Genomic DNA, 17,994 nt, shown 5'->3' on the forward strand with positions numbered 1-17,994 from the left:
GCAAAAGGTGTTACTGTGCGCGCGATGCCCGACTGCGCGGGCGATCGTCAGCGAAAGAGAGCATTTATGGATTGCCGTCCCGATTGTGGCGCGTGCTGTACAGCACCGTCCATTTCAAGCCCCATTCCAGGAATGCCGGAGGGCAAGCCTGCCAATACCCGCTGCGTTCAGCTCTCGGAAACGAACCTGTGCATGATCTTTGGCTCACCGCTGCGCCCGAAAGTCTGCTCCGGGCTTCAGCCCACTGCAGAAATGTGTGGCAACACGCGAGGGCAGGCGATGACGTACCTTCTTGACCTGGAAGCGCTCACCGCGCCCTAAACGTCTTTAATTCTCGCCAGACAGCCGATCGTCAGGGTACACATCAACAGCGCAATCCAGAACACCGTGTGATAGTTCCAGATTTCGGCAACGACACCGGCCATTGAGCCCGCGATAATCCAGCCCACGCGGGTGGTATTAGTATAAAGGGTGGTGGCAGAGCCTGCCTGGCCCGGCATCAGATCCTGAAAATAGAGCATACCTATCCCGGCGAGAATGCCAATATAGATGGCGTTCAGCAGCTGTAAAGCCAGCAACAGCCCCGGCGTATGTACCGTTAGCATACCGACATAGAACAGCAGACCGGCGATGGCGGCCATACGCATTAAAAAACGCTTTCCGAAGCGCTTTGCGTAATAGCCCGCAATGAGCATCGTCGGGATCTCAAGCCCGGCTGCGGTGCCCATCATGATGCCCGCCAGCTTCTCCGACAGGTGCAGTTCATCAATAATAAACAGCGGCATATTGATGATATACAGGCTGTTGGTGCCCCACATCAGCGTACAGATAACAAACAGGAGCAGGGCATCGCGGCGGTTGCGTCGCGGCGCTTCCAGCACGCCCGTTGCCACTTTCGGCTCTTTGCGCATGGACGGCAGGAAGAACCACACCAGCGCGCCGCACACCACAAACGCGACGGCCGCGCTCAGATACATCACCGTAAAGCCAAAACCCATCGCCAGCGCGTAGGCCAGCGGCGGGCCAATCACCCATGCCAGCGACACCTGAGCACGAAGGACAGAGCTGAACATCACCGCTTCACGTCCGGTATGGTCGGCGTGTTCGCGGGCAAGCGCAAACAGCTGAGGGTTCGCCGTTGAGCCAAAGCTGCTCAGGAATACCCCGACGAAGAGCAGAATGAAATAGTTGCGGTTCCAGGCAAACAGAACGCAGGCCATGACCCCGAGCAGACAGCAGAAAACGATCAGGCTTTTACGATCGCCTTTTCTGTCGGATCGTCCCGCCAGAAACTGGCTGACCAGGATGCCGATGATGGCGCTTCCGGTAAAAAAGAAGCCGACCATTGCCGGGCGAACGTGAACCTCATTTGTCAGAAATAAGCTCAATGTCGGCGTCTGTAACGCACCGGCAATGCCCGTGAAGAAGGCAACAACCAGGAATGCCGCGGAGGTCAAATCAAAGGGCTTCGGCGAGACGGCCGCAGGGGTGTTATGCATGTTTTATAATTAGCGAGTAGCAGAGAGGGGCGGAGTTTACGCCGTCAGCTAAAAATTAAACAGTGGGTGCGGTCAATGATGCCACGAAAAATCAAAATAGCATTTCAACTTACGTCCAACTCGGCTGACCTTAGCTGAAACTGTCTTGCTGAACTTCAGCAAAATTCAGCTGAACGAAGAAGAAATGTGCTGTATCTCTAAATTCTGATATCAGAAATACGAGTTTACTTGCAAGACATTGCAGAAAGCGCAAGACTTTTTGAAACGTTTCAGCGCTATCTTGTTTTAACAAACGGAGCAGGCTAGCGCATTTTTTCTCATTAAAGCTGAAACGATTCAAGTTCAGCAGGAGTGGAGAACCATGTTCCAGTTATCTGTTCAGGATATCCACCCGGGCGCTCAGGCCGGGGATAAAGAAGAGGCTATTCGCCAGGTTGCCGCTGCGCTTGTGCAGGCGGGTAACGTCGCGGACGGCTATGTAAACGGCATGCTGGCCCGCGAGCAGCAGACCTCAACCTTCCTCGGCAATGGCATTGCCATTCCGCACGGTACAACCGACACCCGCGATCAGGTGCTGAAAACCGGCGTTCAGGTTTATCAATTCCCGCAGGGCGTGCTCTGGGGCGACGGTCAGGTGGCGTATGTGGCTATCGGTATCGCGGCCAGCAGCGACGAACACTTAGGCCTGCTGCGTCAGCTGACGCATGTCCTGAGCGATGACGACGTGGCTGAACAGCTGAAGTCCGCGACCACAGCTGAAGAGCTGCGCGCCTTGCTGATGGGCGAAAAACAGAGCGAAGCGCTGAAGCTGGATAATGAAACGCTGACGCTGGACGTGATTGCCTCCGATCTGGTCACGCTGCAGGCGCTGAACGCGGGGCGTCTGAAAGAAGCCGGCGCGGCGGATGCCACGTTTGTGACGCGCGTAATTAACGATAAGCCGTTGAATCTGGGTCAGGGTATCTGGCTGAACGACAGTGCTGAAGGCAACCTGCGCAGCGCTATCGCCGTGAGCCGCGCGGCCAAGGCGTTTGACGTGGAAGGCGAGCGTGCGGCCATGCTGGTGACCGTGGCGATGAACGACGATCAGCCGGTTTCCGTGCTGAAGCGTCTGGGCGATCTGCTGCTGAACAACAAAGCTGAAAAACTGCTGAACGCTGATGCCTCCACCGTGCTGGCACTGCTGACCAGTGATGATGCGCCGACCGAAGACGTGCAGACCGCTGAGTTCGTGGTACGCAACGAGCACGGCCTGCATGCCCGTCCGGGCACCATGCTGGTGAATACCATTAAACAATTCGAGAGTGAGATCACCGTGGCGAATCTTGATGGCACGGGCAAACCGGCCAACGGCCGTAGTCTAATGAAAGTTGTCGCGCTGGGCGTGAAGAAAGGACATCGTCTGCGTTTCACCGCACAGGGTGCCGATGCTGAACAGGCGCTGAAAGCGATTGGCGACGCCATCGCGGCGGGTCTGGGGGAGGGCGCATAATGAGCAGACGTGTTGCGACTATTACGCTGAACCCGGCTTATGACCTGGTAGGATTTTGCCCGGAAATTGAGCGCGGCGAAGTCAACCTCGTGCGTACCACTGGCCTGCATGCTGCGGGTAAAGGGATTAACGTCGCGAAAGTGCTCAAGGATCTCGGTATCGACGTCACCGTGGGTGGATTCCTCGGTAAAGATAACCAGGATGGTTTCCAGCAGCTGTTCAGCGAGCTGGGCATTGCCAACCGTTTTCAGGTTGTTCAGGGCCGTACCCGCATCAACGTCAAGCTGACGGAGAAAGACGGTGAAGTGACCGATCTGAACTTCTCTGGCTTCGAAGTGACGCCGTCAGACTGGGAGCGTTTTGTTAACGACTCTCTGACCTGGCTCGGTCAGTTTGACATGGTCTGCGTCAGCGGCAGCCTGCCGTCCGGCGTCAGCCCGGAAGCGTTTACCGACTGGATGACGCGCCTGCGCAGCCAGTGCCCGTGCATCATTTTTGACAGCAGCCGCGACGCGCTGGTTGCGGGTCTGAAAGCCTCTCCTTGGCTGGTGAAGCCGAATCGCCGCGAGCTGGAGATCTGGGCGGGTCGTAAGCTGCCAGAATTAAAAGATGTGATTGACGCTGCCCATGCGCTGCGCGAGCAGGGTATCGCTCACGTAGTGATCTCTCTTGGTGCAGAAGGCGCGCTGTGGGTTAACGCGTCTGGTGAATGGATCGCCAAACCGCCGTCAATGGAAGTTGTCAGCACCGTTGGCGCAGGGGATTCCATGGTTGGCGGCCTGGTTTATGGTCTGCTGATGCGTGAATCCAGTGAACATACTTTACGTCTTGCCACCGCCGTTGCTGCCCTGGCCGTAAGCCAGAGCAATGTCGGCATTACCGATCGTACCCAGTTAGCCGCGATGATGGCGCGCGTTGACTTAAAACCTTTTAACTAACAGCAGGAGAGGAATAATGAAAACGCTGCTGATCATTGACTCCGGTCTCGGACAGGCCCGCGCCTATATGGCGAAGACCTTGCTGGGCGCGGCGGCACAAAAAGCACATCTGGACATTATCGATAATCCAGGCGATGCAGAACTGGCCATTGTACTGGGCGACAAAATCCCGGCTGACAGTGCGCTGAACGGCAAAAAAGTGTGGCTGGGCGATATTAATCGCGCGGTGGCACACCCGGAACTGTTCCTGAGCGAAGCGAAAGGGCACGCGTCTGTCTACAGCGCGCCTGTCGCGACGGCACCGGCTGCGGCTACGGGTCCGAAACGCGTTGTTGCGGTGACGGCCTGCCCTACGGGCGTGGCTCACACCTTTATGGCAGCTGAAGCCATTGAAACCGAAGCGAAAAAACGCGGCTGGTGGGTAAAAGTTGAAACGCGCGGCTCCGTCGGTGCCGGCAACGCTATCACCCCTGAAGAAGTGGCTGAGGCCGATCTGGTGATCGTGGCGGCGGATATCGAAGTGGACCTGGCAAAATTTGCCGGTAAGCCAATGTACCGTACGTCTACCGGCCTGGCGCTGAAAAAGACCGCGCAGGAGTTTGATAAAGCGCTGGTGGAAGCGAAGCCGTATCAGGCAACCGGCGCGCGTCAAACCGCGACGGAAGGTAAGAAAGAGTCTGCAGGCGCTTATCGCCATCTGTTGACCGGTGTGTCTTACATGCTGCCGATGGTGGTTGCGGGCGGTCTGTGTATTGCCCTTTCGTTCGCATTTGGTATTACCGCGTTTAAAGAGCAAGGCACGCTGGCCGCGGCGTTAATGCAGATTGGCGGCGGTTCCGCGTTCGCGCTGATGGTACCCGTCCTGGCAGGCTTTATTGCCTTCTCCATTGCTGACCGTCCTGGCCTGACGCCGGGCCTTATCGGCGGTATGCTGGCCGTGAGCACCGGTTCTGGCTTTATCGGCGGTATCATCGCGGGCTTCCTGGCCGGTTACGTCGCGAAGCTCATTAGCTCGAAGCTCAAGCTGCCGCAGAGTATGGAAGCGCTGAAACCGATCCTGATCATCCCGCTGATTTCCAGCCTGGTGGTCGGTCTGGCGATGATTTACCTGATTGGTAAGCCGGTTGCGGGCATCCTGGCGGGTCTGACCCACTGGCTGCAAACCATGGGCACCGCGAACGCGGTTCTGCTGGGCGCAATTCTCGGCGGCATGATGTGTACCGACATGGGTGGTCCGGTGAACAAAGCGGCGTACGCCTTTGGTGTTGGCCTGCTAAGTACCCAGACCTACGCACCGATGGCAGCGATCATGGCGGCAGGCATGGTGCCTCCTCTGGCACTCGGTCTGGCGACGATTATTGCCCGTCGTAAGTTCGATAAAGCGCAGCAGGAAGGCGGCAAAGCGGCGCTGGTTCTGGGCTTGTGCTTCATTACCGAAGGGGCGATTCCGTTCGCGGCTCGTGACCCAATGCGTGTACTGCCGTGCTGTATCGCGGGTGGTGCAGTGACGGGTGCGATCTCCATGGCGATTGGCGCGAAGCTGATGGCACCACACGGCGGTCTGTTTGTCCTGCTGATCCCTGGCGCCATCACGCCGGTACTGGGCTACCTGCTGGCCATCGTTGCCGGTACGCTGGTGGCGGGTCTCTCTTACGCAGTGCTGAAACGTCCTGAAGCGGAAGTTGTGGCGAAAGCAGCGTAAGCGATAAACCACAAAAAAGCCGGGTCGCATTTCGCACCCGGCTTTTTTTATGCCGCCTGTTCAGCGGTTTGCTGTGCCTTCAGCCAGGCAATTTCTTCTGCCCAGATGTCCGGATTAATGGTTTCCAGCACCATCGGAATACCGTCGAAGCGGGCGTCCTGCATAATAAACCGAAACGCATCGTGGCCGATGTTGCCTTCGCCCAGGCTGTGGTGGCGGTCAACGCGGCTGCCGAACGCGCTTTTCGCATCGTTCAGGTGCATTCCGCGCAGGTACTTAAAGCCCACGATGCGCTCGAACTCATCGAACGTGTTTTTCGTTGCCTCGGTGGTGCGCAGGTCATATCCGGCGGCAAACGCGTGGCAGGTATCAATGCATACGCCAACGCGGGATTTATCCTCCACGCCGTCGATGATCGCCGCCAGATGTTCAAACCTAAAGCCGAGGTTGCTGCCCTGACCGGCGGTATTCTCAATTACCGCGGTGACGCCTTTGGTCTTGTCCAGCGTGATGTTGATGGATTCGGCAATGCGCGCCAGGCAGGCATCTTCATCGATTTGCATCAGATGGCTGCCCGGATGGAAGTTCAGCAGCGTCAGACCCAGCTGTTCGCAGCGCTGTACTTCATCAAGAAACGCCTCGCGGGATTTTTCCAGCGCCTCTTCAACCGGGTGACCGAGGTTGATCAGGTAGCTGTCGTGGGGAAGGATCTGGCCTGGCCCGTAGTGATACTTCTCACAAGCGGCTTTGAAATCATCAATCACGTCAGCGGTGAGCGGCGCGGCGCGCCACTGGCGCTGGTTTTTGGTGAACAGGGCGAAAGCGGTCGCCTCGATTTCGGCGGCGCGAATGGCGGCATTCGCAAGACCACCTGCAGCGCTGACGTGCGCTCCAACATATTTCATAAAAAAACTCCTGCTAACCCGAAACGCTTATGATAGCGGGTTAGCAGGAGAAGGACGAGATGGTTTATGCCATCAGGCTATGGACCGCGAGGTTAATCGCACCGCCGCCGACAATCAGCCAGATGAAGAGTACCAGCGCCATCAGCAGCGGCTTCGCACCGGCTTTTTTCAGCGCGCTGACGTGTGTAGTCACCCCCAGGGCCGCCATGGCCATCGCCAGCAGTACGGTATCCAGCGTCACCAGCATATCCACCACCGCTTTCGGCAGCAGGTGGAAGGAGTTAAAGATAGCGACCACGATAAACAGGATCGCAAACCATGGAATGGTGATTTTACTTTTCTGATTACTGTCCGCCGGTGCAAGCTGTTTAACCCGCGCAGCAAGGAAAATCAGGAACGGCGCCAGCATCATCACGCGCAGCATTTTGGCAATCACCGCCGCGTTTTCGGCTTCAGGGTTAATGGCATGTCCTGCCGCCACCACCTGAGCCACTTCGTGCATGGTCGAACCGATATAGATGCCGTAGGTTTCCGGGCTAAACCAGTGGGCAACCAGCGGATACATGGCCGGGTAGAGGAAGATCGCCAGTGTACCGAAGATCACCACCGTCGCCACCGCCACGGTTACCTTGCTGGCTTCGGCTTTAACCACGGGCTCTGTTGCCAGCACCGCCGCGGCCCCGCAGATACTGCTCCCGGCACCGATCAGCCAGCTGGTTTGCTTATCCAGGCCAAAGACTTTCTGGCCGATAAAGCAGGCCAGCAAAAAAGTGCTGGTCAGGGTCAGGACGTCGATAGCGATTCCGCTCACGCCCACGTCCGCAATCTGCGAAAAGGTGAGACGGAAGCCGTAAAGGATGATCCCGAGACGCAGCAGGTGCTGTTTGGCAAAGATCACGCCGCCGTCGCAGGATTTCCAGATGTGTGGGTAAACGGTATTTCCCACGACCATGCCCAGCAAAATAGCCAGCGTCAACGCGCTAAAACCTGCGCCTGCGATAGCCGGGATGCTGCCGCCCCATAATGCTACGGCTGTCACTGCTGCGCTAAGCGCGAGGCCCGGCACGAAGTGCCACACTGTACGATGATGTTGTAAGGTGATTTCTGACATAACCTTCTCCTTTGTCTGGCTAAAGGTTACGGCGCGCTGGCTTAAAAATAAAATTGATTATATACTTATAATCAATCTATATAAGTGGTAAGCAACCATGCACATTACATTGCGTCAGCTGGAAGTGTTTGCCGAGGTGCTGAAAAGCGGCTCGACAACCCAGGCGTCACAAATGCTGGCGCTCTCGCAGTCTGCGGTCAGCGCGGCGCTGACCGATCTTGAAGGGCAGCTGGGCGTGCAGCTGTTCGACAGGGTAGGGAAGCGGCTTGTGGTCAACGAGCACGGTCGTCTTCTTTATCCACGGGCGCTGGCGCTGCTGGAGCAGGCTATCGAAATCGAACAGCTGTTCCGCGAGGACAACGGCGCGATCCGCGTCTATGCCAGCAGCACCATTGGGAACTACATCCTGCCGGAAGTGATTGCCCGCTACCGCCGGGATTTCCCGACCCTGCCGCTGGAGATGAGCGTGGGTAACAGCCAGGACGTTATCAACGCGGTGATCGATTTCCGGGTGGATATCGGCCTCATCGAAGGGCCCTGCCATAACGTCGATATCATTGCCGAGCCCTGGCTGGAAGATGAACTTGTGGTGTTTGCGTCCCCGGCCTCGTCGTTATTGCAGGGCGAGGTGACGCTGGAGCGCCTGGCGCAGGCGCAGTGGATCCTGCGCGAGCAGGGCTCCGGCACGCGTGAAATTGTCGATTATCTGCTGCTTTCCCATCTGCCGCATTTCCAGCTGGGGATGGAGCTGGGGAACTCTGAGGCCATTAAGCACGCGGTGCGTCATGGCCTGGGGATCAGCTGTCTTTCCCGGCGCGTCATTGCCGAACAGCTTGAGACGGGATCGCTGGTTGAAATCCCGGTTCCGTTGCCGAAGCTGGTGCGCACGCTATGGTGCATCCATCATCGTCAGAAGCACCTTTCCAGCTCTCTGCAGCGTTTTCTGCGCTACTGCGCCATTTAACGTTCCCCGGTGGCGCTTCGCTTACCGGGGCTACGCGCGCCTGTCACCCCACATTTTTATGCTTTACTTATAATCCTGGCCGAGTCATGAAGCTCTCTTATAACTGAGTATTTCTGCCGGAAGGAACGCGGATCGTCTGCTACAATCGCGCCTCATTTATTAAATGGACAGCATTTTCATATGGTTTCAGAAATTAAAACCACAGAAGCGCCCACGCTACGTCGTGAACTCAAGGCGCGTCACCTGACGATGATCGCCATTGGCGGCTCAATCGGTACAGGTCTTTTCGTTGCCTCTGGCGCAACGATTTCGGCAGCCGGCCCGGGTGGGGCACTCTTCTCTTATATACTGATTGGCCTGATGGTGTACTTCCTGATGACCAGTCTCGGCGAACTGGCCGCGTACATGCCGGTATCCGGTTCGTTCTCGACCTACGGTCAAAAATACGTTGAAGAAGGCTTCGGCTTCGCGCTGGGCTGGAACTACTGGTACAACTGGGCGGTCACCATCGCCGTTGACCTTGTCGCCGCACAGCTGGTGATGAACTGGTGGTTCCCGGATACGCCGGGCTGGATCTGGAGCGCCCTGTTCCTGGCCGTCATCTTCCTGCTGAACTATATCTCCGTGCGCGGTTTCGGCGAGGCGGAATACTGGTTCTCTTTGATCAAAGTGGCAACCGTCATCATCTTTATCGTCGTCGGTGTGGCGATGATCGTTGGTATTTTCAAAGGCGCAGAACCTGCGGGCTGGAGTAACTGGGCGATAGGCGATGCGCCGTTTGCCGGTGGCCTTTCGGCGATGATTGGCGTGGCGATGATTGTCGGCTTCTCCTTCCAGGGGACCGAGCTGATTGGTATCGCCGCCGGTGAGTCAGAGAACCCAGAGAAAAATATTCCGCGTGCGGTCCGTCAGGTGTTCTGGCGTATCCTGCTGTTCTATGTGTTCGCGATCCTGATTATCAGCTTGATCATCCCGTACACCGATCCAAGCCTGCTGCGTAATGACGTAAAAGACATTAGCGTCAGCCCGTTCACGCTGGTCTTCCAGCACGCCGGTCTGCTTTCAGCCGCGGCGGTGATGAACGCCGTTATCCTGACCGCAGTGCTTTCAGCCGGTAACTCCGGGATGTACGCGTCCACCCGTATGCTCTACACGCTGGCATGCGACGGTAAAGCACCGCGTATCTTCGCGAAGCTGTCCCGCGGTGGCGTACCGCGTAACGCGCTCTACGCCACAACGGTGATTGCCGGTCTGTGCTTCCTGACCTCCATGTTTGGCAACCAGACGGTGTACCTGTGGCTGCTTAACACGTCCGGGATGACGGGCTTTATTGCCTGGCTGGGGATTGCTATTAGCCACTACCGTTTCCGCCGCGGCTTCGTCAAGCAGGGTCACGATGTTAACTCGCTGCCGTATCGCTCCGGCTTCTTCCCACTGGGTCCTATTTTCGCCTTCATTCTGTGCCTGATCATTACGCTGGGACAGAACTATGAAGCGTTCCTGGCGGACACCATTGACTGGGGCGCCGTGACGGCGACCTACATTGGTATTCCGCTTTTCCTCGTCATCTGGTTTGGCTACAAGCTGACGAAAGGAACAAAATTCGTTCGCTACAGTGAAATGGAATTCCCGGAACGATTTAAACAATAATCGCACTTCCTCTCTTTTAACCCGCTCATTCGAGCGGGTTTTTTTATGCCCGCATCCTGAAACAAAGATACATTTTTTAACAATTCAATTGATAATAATTATCGTTTGCTTTATCGTTATCAAAAATAAGCGTGTCACCGACCCACCGCAGACGTGGGCGGCAGGGAAGACGCTGTGAGCAATGATGATTTGATTTAGTTGTATTTACCTCATGGAGATATGGAATGTTTAGGTTGAATCCCTTCGTCAGGGGAGGACTTTGTGCGTCCGCAATGTCCCTAGCCCTGCCTGTTATCGCAGCGGAATCCGGCGACACAATGGTTGTAACGGCCTCCGCGACCGAGCAAAACCTGAAAGACGCACCGGCAAGCATCAGCGTGATTACCCAGGAAGATTTGCAGCGCAAACCCGTTCAGAATCTGAAAGATGTGTTACGGGAGGTGCCGGGCGTTCAGCTCACGAGCGAAGGGGACAACCGTAAAGGGGTAAGTATTCGTGGACTGGACAGCAGCTATACGCTGATCCTGATCGACGGCAAGCGCGTTAACTCGCGTAACGCGGTATTCCGCCATAATGATTTCGACCTCAACTGGGTGCCGGTTGACGCCATCGAACGCATCGAAGTGGTGCGCGGACCGATGTCTTCTCTGTACGGTTCCGATGCGCTGGGCGGCGTGGTGAACATTATCACCAAAAAAATCGGCCAGAAATGGACGGGTACCCTGAGCGCCGATTCCACGATTCAGGAGCACCGCGACCGTGGAGACACTTACAATGGTCAGTTCTATACCAGCGGTCCGCTGGTGGACGGCCTGCTGGGGCTGAAAGCCTACGGTAGCCTCGCGAAGCGTGAGAAAGACGGTCAGCAGAAATCCTCCACCACGGCGAGCGGTGAAACGCCGCGCATTGAAGGCTTCACCAGCCGCGATGCGAATGTGGAGTTCGCCTGGACACCGTCTGAAAACCACGACTTTACGGCGGGCTACGGTTTCGATCGTCAGGATCGCGACTCGGATTCCCTCGACAAAAACCGCCTTGAGCGTCAGAACTACTCTCTCAGCCACAACGGCCGTTGGGGCGTCGGCAACAGCGAGCTAAAGGTTTACGGCGAAAAGGTGGGTAACAAAAACCCCGGCAACAGCAATCCTATCACCTCCGAGAGCAACGCGGTGGACGGAAAATACGTGCTGCCGCTGGGTGAAATCAACCAGCTGCTGACCTTCGGCGGGGAATGGCGTCATGATAAGCTGAAAGATCCGGTCAACCTGACGGGCGGTTCCAGCAGCAGTACCTCGACAAGCCAGTATGCCCTGTTCCTTGAAGATGAGTGGCGTATCTTTGAACCTCTGGCGCTGACCACCGGCATCCGTATGGACGACCATGATACCTACGGCGATCACTGGAGCCCGCGTGCCTATCTGGTCTATAACGCGACCGATACCGTAACGGTGAAAGGGGGCTGGGCCACCGCGTTTAAAGCGCCGTCGCTGCTGCAGCTTAGCCCGGACTGGGTCACCGGCTCGTGTCGCGGTGCCTGTGAGATTGTCGGTAACCCGGATCTGAAACCGGAAACCAGCGAGAGCTTCGAATTCGGTCTATACTACAGCGGGGGAGAAGGCTGGTTAGAGGGCGTGCAGGCCAGCGTCACCACCTTCCAGAATAACGTGGATGACCGCATCAGCATCAGCCGTACGGCCAATGCAAAACAGGCCCAGGGCTACCCTAACTACGTTGGACTGAATGCGGACGGCGAACCAATTTTCCGCTACTACAACGTAAACAAGGCACGCATCCGCGGGGTGGAAACCGAGCTGAAATTCCCGCTGGCGGACGACTGGAAACTGACCCTTAACTACACCTATAACGACGGTCGTGATATCAGCAACGGCGGCAACAAGCCGTTGTCGGATCTGCCGTTCCACACCGCCAACGGTACCGTTGACTGGAAGGCAACGCAGGACTGGTCGTTCTACGTTCAGGGCAACTACACCGGTGAGAAACGCGCGCTGACCAGCAGTGCACCAACGCCGGGTGGCTATGTCATCTGGAATACCGGCGCCGCGTGGCAGGCGACGAAAAGCGTGAAGCTGCGTGCGGGCGTGCAGAACCTGCTGGATAAAGATCTGAGCCGTGACGATTACAGCTATACGGAAGATGGCCGTCGCTACTTTGTCGGTGTGGATTACAAGTTCTGATGCGGCCAGGGTAAAAGCAAAACGGCAACGTAAGTTGCCGTTTTTAGTGTTTGTTCCCTCTCCCTGTGGGAGAGGGTCAGGGTGAGGGCATCATAGCGCGCGCACTCGCACTTACCGAAACAAATGCTCCGCATGGAAGCGGAGATGATCCTCAATAAAGGACGCGATGAAGTAATAGCTGTGGTCATACCCCGGCTGGATGCGCAGCGTCAGCGGCCAGTCCTTCTGGCGTGCCGCTTCTGCCAGCACCGCAGGCTGTAGCTGCCCGGCGAGGAACTGATCCGCATCGCCCTGATCGATAAGCATCGGGAGCGCATTTGCCGAGCTGCTGGCCAGCATCAGCGCACAGCTGTCCCATTCCTGCCATTTTGCTTCATCTTCACCCAGATAGTTCGTGAAGGCTTTCTGCCCCCACGGCACCTGCGTTGGGTTAACAATTGGCGAAAATGCCGACACGCTGACGTATTTTCCCGGATTTTTTAGCGCCATGATCAGCGCCCCGTGACCCCCCATAGAATGTCCGCTGATGGCGCAGCGGTCGCTTACCGCAAACCCGGACTGAATCAGCGCGGGCAGCTCGTCGCGAATGTAGTCATACATGCGGTAATGGTGCGCCCAGGGCTGCTCGGTCGCATTGAGATAAAACCCGGCGCCTTTACCCAGGTCGTATCCTGCATCGTCGGCTACAACATCGCCACGCGGGCTGGTATCAGGCATCACCAGCGCAATACCCAGCTCGGCGGCAACACGCTGCGCGCCCGCTTTGGTGGTGAAGTTTTCGTCGTTGCAGGTCAGGCCTGAAAGCCAGAACAGAACCGGCGGATTTTCCGTCGGCGGCAGGAAAATGCTGAACGTCATCGCACAGTTCAGGACGGTGGAGTCATGCCGCCAGCGCTGCTGTCGACCTTCAAAACAACGGTGCTCTTCGAGCAGTTCCATGCAGGGCTCCTTAATGAGAATGCGTATTCATAAAAACTATAATACAGCCTTTTCATTGACCTGTGAGTAACTTTCACTTTCGCCAGACGGCGAGATGCTGCATCATAAATTTACTTTTCTTTAACAATTGGAGCGGTCATGGCGCTGCGTATTGCGCTCAGTGGGTTTGTCGTTCTGGTGGTGGCGATGGGGATAGGGCGCTTTGCCTTTACGCCTCAGGTACCGCTCATGATTGCTGCCGGACAGCTTACGCTGACCAGCGCGGGTCTGGTGGCGGCGATGAACTATCTGGGCTATCTGGTGGGCGCATGGGATGCAATGCGCGCGCACCGCTTTGTGGAAACGCGCCTCTGGCTTGGCATCACCGGCGCGGTTGCGCTGACGCTGCTCTCCGCGGCGGCGGATAACGCCGTTGTGCACGGCCTGCTGCGCTTCGTGATTGGCTGCATGAGCGGCTGGTCGATGGTACTCATTGCCGCCTGGACCAACGAGCGGCTGGGGCAGCTGGGTAAACCGGGCCTGAGCGCCGCCGTGTTTGCCGGACCGGGAGCGGGCATTGCCCTGAGCGGGCTGCTCGCCGTCTATATCCAGGCGAAATCCCTTTCGGCCGGGGCGGCATGGCAAATCTACGGCGTGCTGGCGCTGGTGCTGATTGCGCTGGTGGCGCGCTACCTTCCGCGATCCGGGCAGCTCCATCGACCGGGCACCGCACCAGAGCCGCTGGTGCTGACGGCGGATTTAAAGCGCCTGGTCTGGAGCTACAGTCTGGCCGGGTTTGGCTATATCCTCCCGGCGACATTCCTGTCGCAAATGGCGGCGGTGCGTTTTCCCGGCAGCCTGTTTGCCCAGTTTGTCTGGCCGATTTTTGGTATCGCCGCCGTGGCGGGCATTGCGCTCAGTATTCTTTTACGCCACACCTCAACGGCGAACCGCAGGCTGGCTATCGTGCTGTGGTTACAGGGGGCTGGCGTGCTGGCGGCCTGGCTGCTGCCGGGGATTGGCGGTTTGCTGACGGGCGGGCTGCTAGTGGGCGGCGGTTTTCTGTGTGCCGTGCAGCTCTCTCTTTTATACGGCCGCGAGCTGGCGCCAAACCATACGCGTTATATGGCAGGCCTGCTCACCACCGGGTATGCGATTGGTCAATTGATTGGCCCGATGACCTCGGCGTTATCAACCTGGCTTACCCACCGGCTGGAGCCCGCGCTGGGTCTGGCGGGCGTTGCGCTGTTCGTCGGCGGAGCGCTGGTCTGGAATCGTCACGCTGAAAGGCAACAGCAATTGCAATAATTATCGTCGTGAATACTGGATTATGTGCGCCGCCTCACGCACAATGAGCGCATACTTTTGCCACAACGAGGGCAAAAGACGCCACACCTGCAGGAGAACAAAATGTCATCACTCAGTAAAGAAGCTGCCCTGGTCCACGAAGCCCTGGTTGCGCGCGGTCTTGAAACGCCACTGCGTCCGCCCGTACAGGATTTGGACAATGAAACCCGCAAGCGTCTGATTGCCGGTCATATGACCGAGATCATGGAGCTGCTGAATCTCGATCTGAGTGACGACAGTCTGATGGAGACGCCGCACCGCATCGCGAAAATGTACGTCGACGAAATTTTCTCCGGGCTGGATTACGCCAACTTCCCGAAAATCACCGTCATTGAAAACAAGATGAAAGTGGACGAGATGGTGACGGTGCGCGATATCACGCTGACCAGCACCTGCGAACACCACTTCGTGACCATCGACGGTAAAGCGACCGTGGCGTATATCCCAAAAGATACGGTGATTGGCCTGTCGAAGATCAACCGCATCGTGCAGTTCTTTGCCCAGCGTCCGCAGGTGCAGGAGCGTCTGACGCAGCAGATCCTGACCGCGCTGCAAACGCTGCTGGGCACGAATAACGTGGCCGTCTCTATCGACGCGGTTCACTACTGCGTGAAGGCGCGAGGCGTGCGTGATGCGACCAGTGCAACGACCACGACGTCGCTGGGCGGCCTGTTTAAATCGAGCCAGAATACCCGCCAGGAGTTCCTGCGCGCCGTACGTCACCACAACTAAGTCTTACAGGGCAGGAACCATGGAGCGAAACGTCACGCTCGATTTTGTTCGCGGCGTCGCCATTCTCGGTATCCTGCTGCTCAATATCAGCGCCTTCGGCCTGCCGAAGGCGGCTTATCTCAATCCTGCCTGGTATGGCGACATCACGCGCAGCGATGCCTGGACCTGGGCTGTCCTCGATCTCTTCGCACAGGTTAAATTCCTCACGCTGTTTGCCCTCCTGTTTGGTGCAGGTCTGCAACTCCTCCTCAAACGCGGTACGCGCTGGATCCAGTCGCGCCTGACGCTGCTGGTTCTCCTCGGCTTTATCCACGGCCTGTTCTTCTGGGACGGCGATATTCTTCTCGCGTATGGGTTAGTCGGGCTCATCTGCTGGCGTCTGATTCGCGATGCGCACAGCGTAAAAAGCCTGTTTAACACCGGCGTGATGCTCTATGTCATGGGGCTTGGGGTCCTGCTGCTGCTGGGGACGATCTCCGGCGAGGCGACGAACCGTTCCTGGATCCCGGATGCCGCTAACCTGCAGTACGAACAGTACTGGAAGCTGAAGGGCGGTACGGAAGCGATAAGCAACCGCGCGGATATGCTGGGGGATAACCTCCTTGCGCTGGGCGCGCAATACGGCTGGCAGCTGGCGGGCATGATGCTGATGGGCGCGTCACTGATGCGCACCGGCTGGCTGAAAGGGGAGTTCAGCCTGCGTCACTATCGGCGAACGGGTGTCGGGCTGGTGCTGATCGGCGTGCTGATTAACCTCCCGGCGATAATCACGCAGTGGCACATCCACTGGGATTACCGCTGGTGCGCGTTCCTGCTCCAGGTGCCGCGCGAACTGAGCGCGCCGTTCCAGACCATCGGCTACGCGGCGCTGATCTATGGCTTCTGGCCAACGCTTTCCCGCCTGTGGATCGTCAGCGCTATCGCCTGCGTAGGCCGCATGGCGTTGAGCAATTACCTCCTGCAAACGCTTCTCTGCACCACGCTTTTCTATCGATTTGGCCTGTTTATGAAATTCGACCGCCTCACGCTGCTGGCGTTTGTTATTCCGGTCTGGGTGATTAACCTGGCGTTTTCTGTTCTCTGGCTACGTTTTTTCCGCCAGGGACCGCTGGAGTGGGTGTGGCGTCAGTTAACCGCACATGCTTCAGGGGTATCATTGAGGAACACATCCAGATAACGATCTGGATCACAATCATTAACAAAACGGATGTAAGCGTTTTCATGAGTGTGAGCTTCTTCACGTAGTCCCCTTTCTCTCGCTGCCAAAATAGCCACCTTGCTAAACACAGGGGGTGTCTGTGAGTTGCTGCAATCCTTTGAAGGATGGTGAATATGATCACCATTCGTGACGTCGCCCGTCAGGCGGGCGTTTCTGTGGCTACCGTCTCACGCGTGCTGAACAATAGCGCGCTGGTCAGCCCTGAAACCCGTGAAATCGTAATGAAAGCCGTGACCCAGCTCGGGTACCGGCCAAATGCCAATGCCCAGGCGCTTGCGACGCAGGTCAGCGACACCATCGGCGTGGTGGTGATGGACGTCTCGGATGCCTTTTTCGGCGCGCTGGTCAAAGCGGTCGACGTGGTCGCCCAGCAGCATCAGAAATATGTCCTGATCGGCAATAGCTATCATGAGGCGGAAAAGGAGCGCCATGCCATCGAAGTGCTGATCCGCCAGCGCTGTAACGCCTTGATTGTCCACTCAAAAGCCTTGAGCGATGAAGAGCTAACCGGCTTTATGGATCAGATCCCGGGCATGGTGCTGATCAACCGCATCGTCCCCGGCTATGCCCACCGCTGCGTCGGGCTGGATAACGTCAGCGGCGCCATGATGGCGACGAAAATGCTCATCAACAACGGGCATCAGCGGATCGGTTATCTGGCCTCCAGCCATCATATTGAAGATGACGACCTGCGGCGCGAGGGGTGGCAAAACGCCCTGAAAGACCACGGCATTACGCCGTCAGAAAGCTGGACGGGCACCGGTACGCCGGACATGCAGGGCGGCGAGGCGGCAATGGTGGAGCTGCTGGGCCGCAACCTGCAGCTTACTGCGGTGTTTGCCTATAACGACAGCATGGCGGCAGGCGCCCTGACGGCGCTGAAAGATAACGGCATTGCGGTGCCACAGCATTTATCACTCATTGGTTTTGATGATATTCCGATTGCCCGTTACACCGACCCGCAGCTGACAACGGTGCGTTACCCCATTGCTTCTATGGCGAAACTGGCGACTGAGCTGGCGTTACAGGGGGCTGCAGGGCTGCTGGATCCGGGCGCAACACACTGTTTCATGCCGACTTTAGTGCGTCGGCACTCCGTCGCGGCCCGGCAAATTGTGGTTCCGATCACTAACTGATTACATCAGGTGATGTAACCGTTTTCAATCTGTGAGTAAATTCACAGTATCTTAACAAGGCGCTGACTATGATGTCAGCGTTTTAGGGGCTGAAACGCTATGTAACGGTGATTATTCACTTTCACTATAGCGAATGTGCCGCAAACAACGAATAAAACGCATTTCTGGAGCGTTACCGAACACGGA

General features: G+C 57.1%; 15 protein-coding genes. 11 read left to right on the forward strand and 4 right to left on the reverse strand.

Annotated elements, in window-relative coordinates:
* Positions 1–66 precede the first annotated feature (66 nt).
* Positions 67–321 (forward strand): YkgJ family cysteine cluster protein, encoded by a 255-nt coding sequence (locus INF68_RS17650; protein WP_126786747.1) that lies wholly within the window; start codon positions 67–69, stop codon positions 319–321.
* On the opposite strand, the gene setB is transcribed toward INF68_RS17650, so the two are convergent.
* Complete coding sequence (setB, locus tag INF68_RS17655; protein ID WP_126786724.1) at positions 318–1,499, reverse strand: sugar efflux transporter SetB; 1,182 nt, start codon at positions 1,497–1,499, stop codon at positions 318–320. The two genes, INF68_RS17650 and setB, sit on opposite strands and share 4 nt — an antisense overlap.
* Before the next feature lie 361 nt (positions 1,500–1,860).
* Between setB and fruB the strand changes: the two genes are divergently transcribed.
* The 3 genes from fruB to fruA are packed head-to-tail and all read left to right on the forward strand — an operon-like array spanning position 1,861 to position 5,631.
* A complete protein-coding gene (gene fruB, locus INF68_RS17660) occupies positions 1,861–2,991 on the forward strand; it encodes a fused PTS fructose transporter subunit IIA/HPr protein (RefSeq protein WP_109845332.1) in 1,131 nt (376 codons plus the stop codon).
* Positions 2,991–3,929 carry a 1-phosphofructokinase gene (gene fruK, locus INF68_RS17665; RefSeq protein ID WP_193525382.1) on the forward strand — a complete coding sequence of 313 codons (939 nt, stop codon included), beginning with the start codon at positions 2,991–2,993 and terminating at the stop codon, positions 3,927–3,929. The genes fruB and fruK overlap by 1 nt, the downstream gene beginning before the upstream one ends.
* A gap of 16 nt (positions 3,930–3,945) precedes the next feature.
* Positions 3,946–5,631, forward strand: a complete 1,686-nt coding sequence (gene fruA, locus INF68_RS17670) for a PTS fructose transporter subunit IIBC (protein WP_045402826.1) — start codon at positions 3,946–3,948, stop codon at positions 5,629–5,631.
* Between the two features lie 47 nt (positions 5,632–5,678).
* Here fruA and nfo read toward each other — a convergent pair whose 3' ends face one another.
* Both nfo and INF68_RS17680 read right to left on the reverse strand, forming a co-directional pair.
* Entirely contained in the window at positions 5,679–6,536 is an 858-nt protein-coding gene (gene nfo, locus INF68_RS17675; protein WP_045354228.1) for a deoxyribonuclease IV, read from the reverse strand.
* Between the two features lie 64 nt (positions 6,537–6,600).
* Entirely contained in the window at positions 6,601–7,647 is a 1,047-nt protein-coding gene (locus tag INF68_RS17680) for a YeiH family protein (protein WP_023312477.1), read from the reverse strand.
* 97 nt (positions 7,648–7,744) lie between these two features.
* Between INF68_RS17680 and yieE the strand changes: the two genes are divergently transcribed.
* The 3 genes from yieE (at position 7,745) to cirA (ending at position 12,456) form a co-directional block, all read left to right on the forward strand.
* Positions 7,745–8,611, forward strand: coding sequence for a DNA-binding transcriptional regulator YeiE (gene yieE, locus INF68_RS17685; protein ID WP_023312476.1), 867 nt, complete (start codon positions 7,745–7,747; stop codon positions 8,609–8,611).
* Positions 8,612–8,791: 180 nt separating this feature from the next.
* Positions 8,792–10,261 carry an amino acid permease gene (locus tag INF68_RS17690; protein WP_023312475.1) on the forward strand — a complete coding sequence of 490 codons (1,470 nt, stop codon included), beginning with the start codon at positions 8,792–8,794 and terminating at the stop codon, positions 10,259–10,261.
* A gap of 224 nt (positions 10,262–10,485) precedes the next feature.
* Positions 10,486–12,456 (forward strand): catecholate siderophore receptor CirA, encoded by a 1,971-nt coding sequence (cirA, locus tag INF68_RS17695; protein WP_193525383.1) that lies wholly within the window; start codon positions 10,486–10,488, stop codon positions 12,454–12,456.
* 111 nt (positions 12,457–12,567) lie between these two features.
* On the opposite strand, the gene fghA is transcribed toward cirA, so the two are convergent.
* A complete protein-coding gene (fghA, locus tag INF68_RS17700; protein WP_109845328.1) occupies positions 12,568–13,395 on the reverse strand; it encodes an S-formylglutathione hydrolase in 828 nt (275 codons plus the stop codon).
* A 138-nt stretch (positions 13,396–13,533) separates the two neighbouring features.
* Between fghA and INF68_RS17705 the strand changes: the two genes are divergently transcribed.
* The 4 genes from INF68_RS17705 to galS all read left to right on the forward strand — a co-directional run bounded on the left by INF68_RS17705 (position 13,534) and on the right by galS (position 17,808).
* On the forward strand, positions 13,534–14,682 hold the full coding sequence (locus INF68_RS17705; RefSeq protein ID WP_109845327.1) for a YbfB/YjiJ family MFS transporter: 1,149 nt from the start codon (positions 13,534–13,536) through the stop codon (positions 14,680–14,682).
* A gap of 102 nt (positions 14,683–14,784) precedes the next feature.
* Positions 14,785–15,453 (forward strand): GTP cyclohydrolase I FolE, encoded by a 669-nt coding sequence (gene folE / locus INF68_RS17710; RefSeq protein WP_023312471.1) that lies wholly within the window; start codon positions 14,785–14,787, stop codon positions 15,451–15,453.
* 19 nt (positions 15,454–15,472) lie between these two features.
* Entirely contained in the window at positions 15,473–16,630 is a 1,158-nt protein-coding gene (gene yeiB, locus INF68_RS17715; protein ID WP_126786727.1) for a DUF418 domain-containing protein YeiB, read from the forward strand.
* 155 nt (positions 16,631–16,785) lie between these two features.
* A complete protein-coding gene (gene galS / locus INF68_RS17720) occupies positions 16,786–17,808 on the forward strand; it encodes an HTH-type transcriptional regulator GalS (RefSeq protein ID WP_126786728.1) in 1,023 nt (340 codons plus the stop codon).
* Positions 17,809–17,994: the final 186 nt, after the last annotated feature.

This window comes from Enterobacter cloacae complex sp. P16RS2 (assembly GCF_014982155.1).
Taxonomy (GTDB): Bacteria; Pseudomonadota; Gammaproteobacteria; order Enterobacterales; family Enterobacteriaceae; genus Enterobacter; species Enterobacter cloacae_M.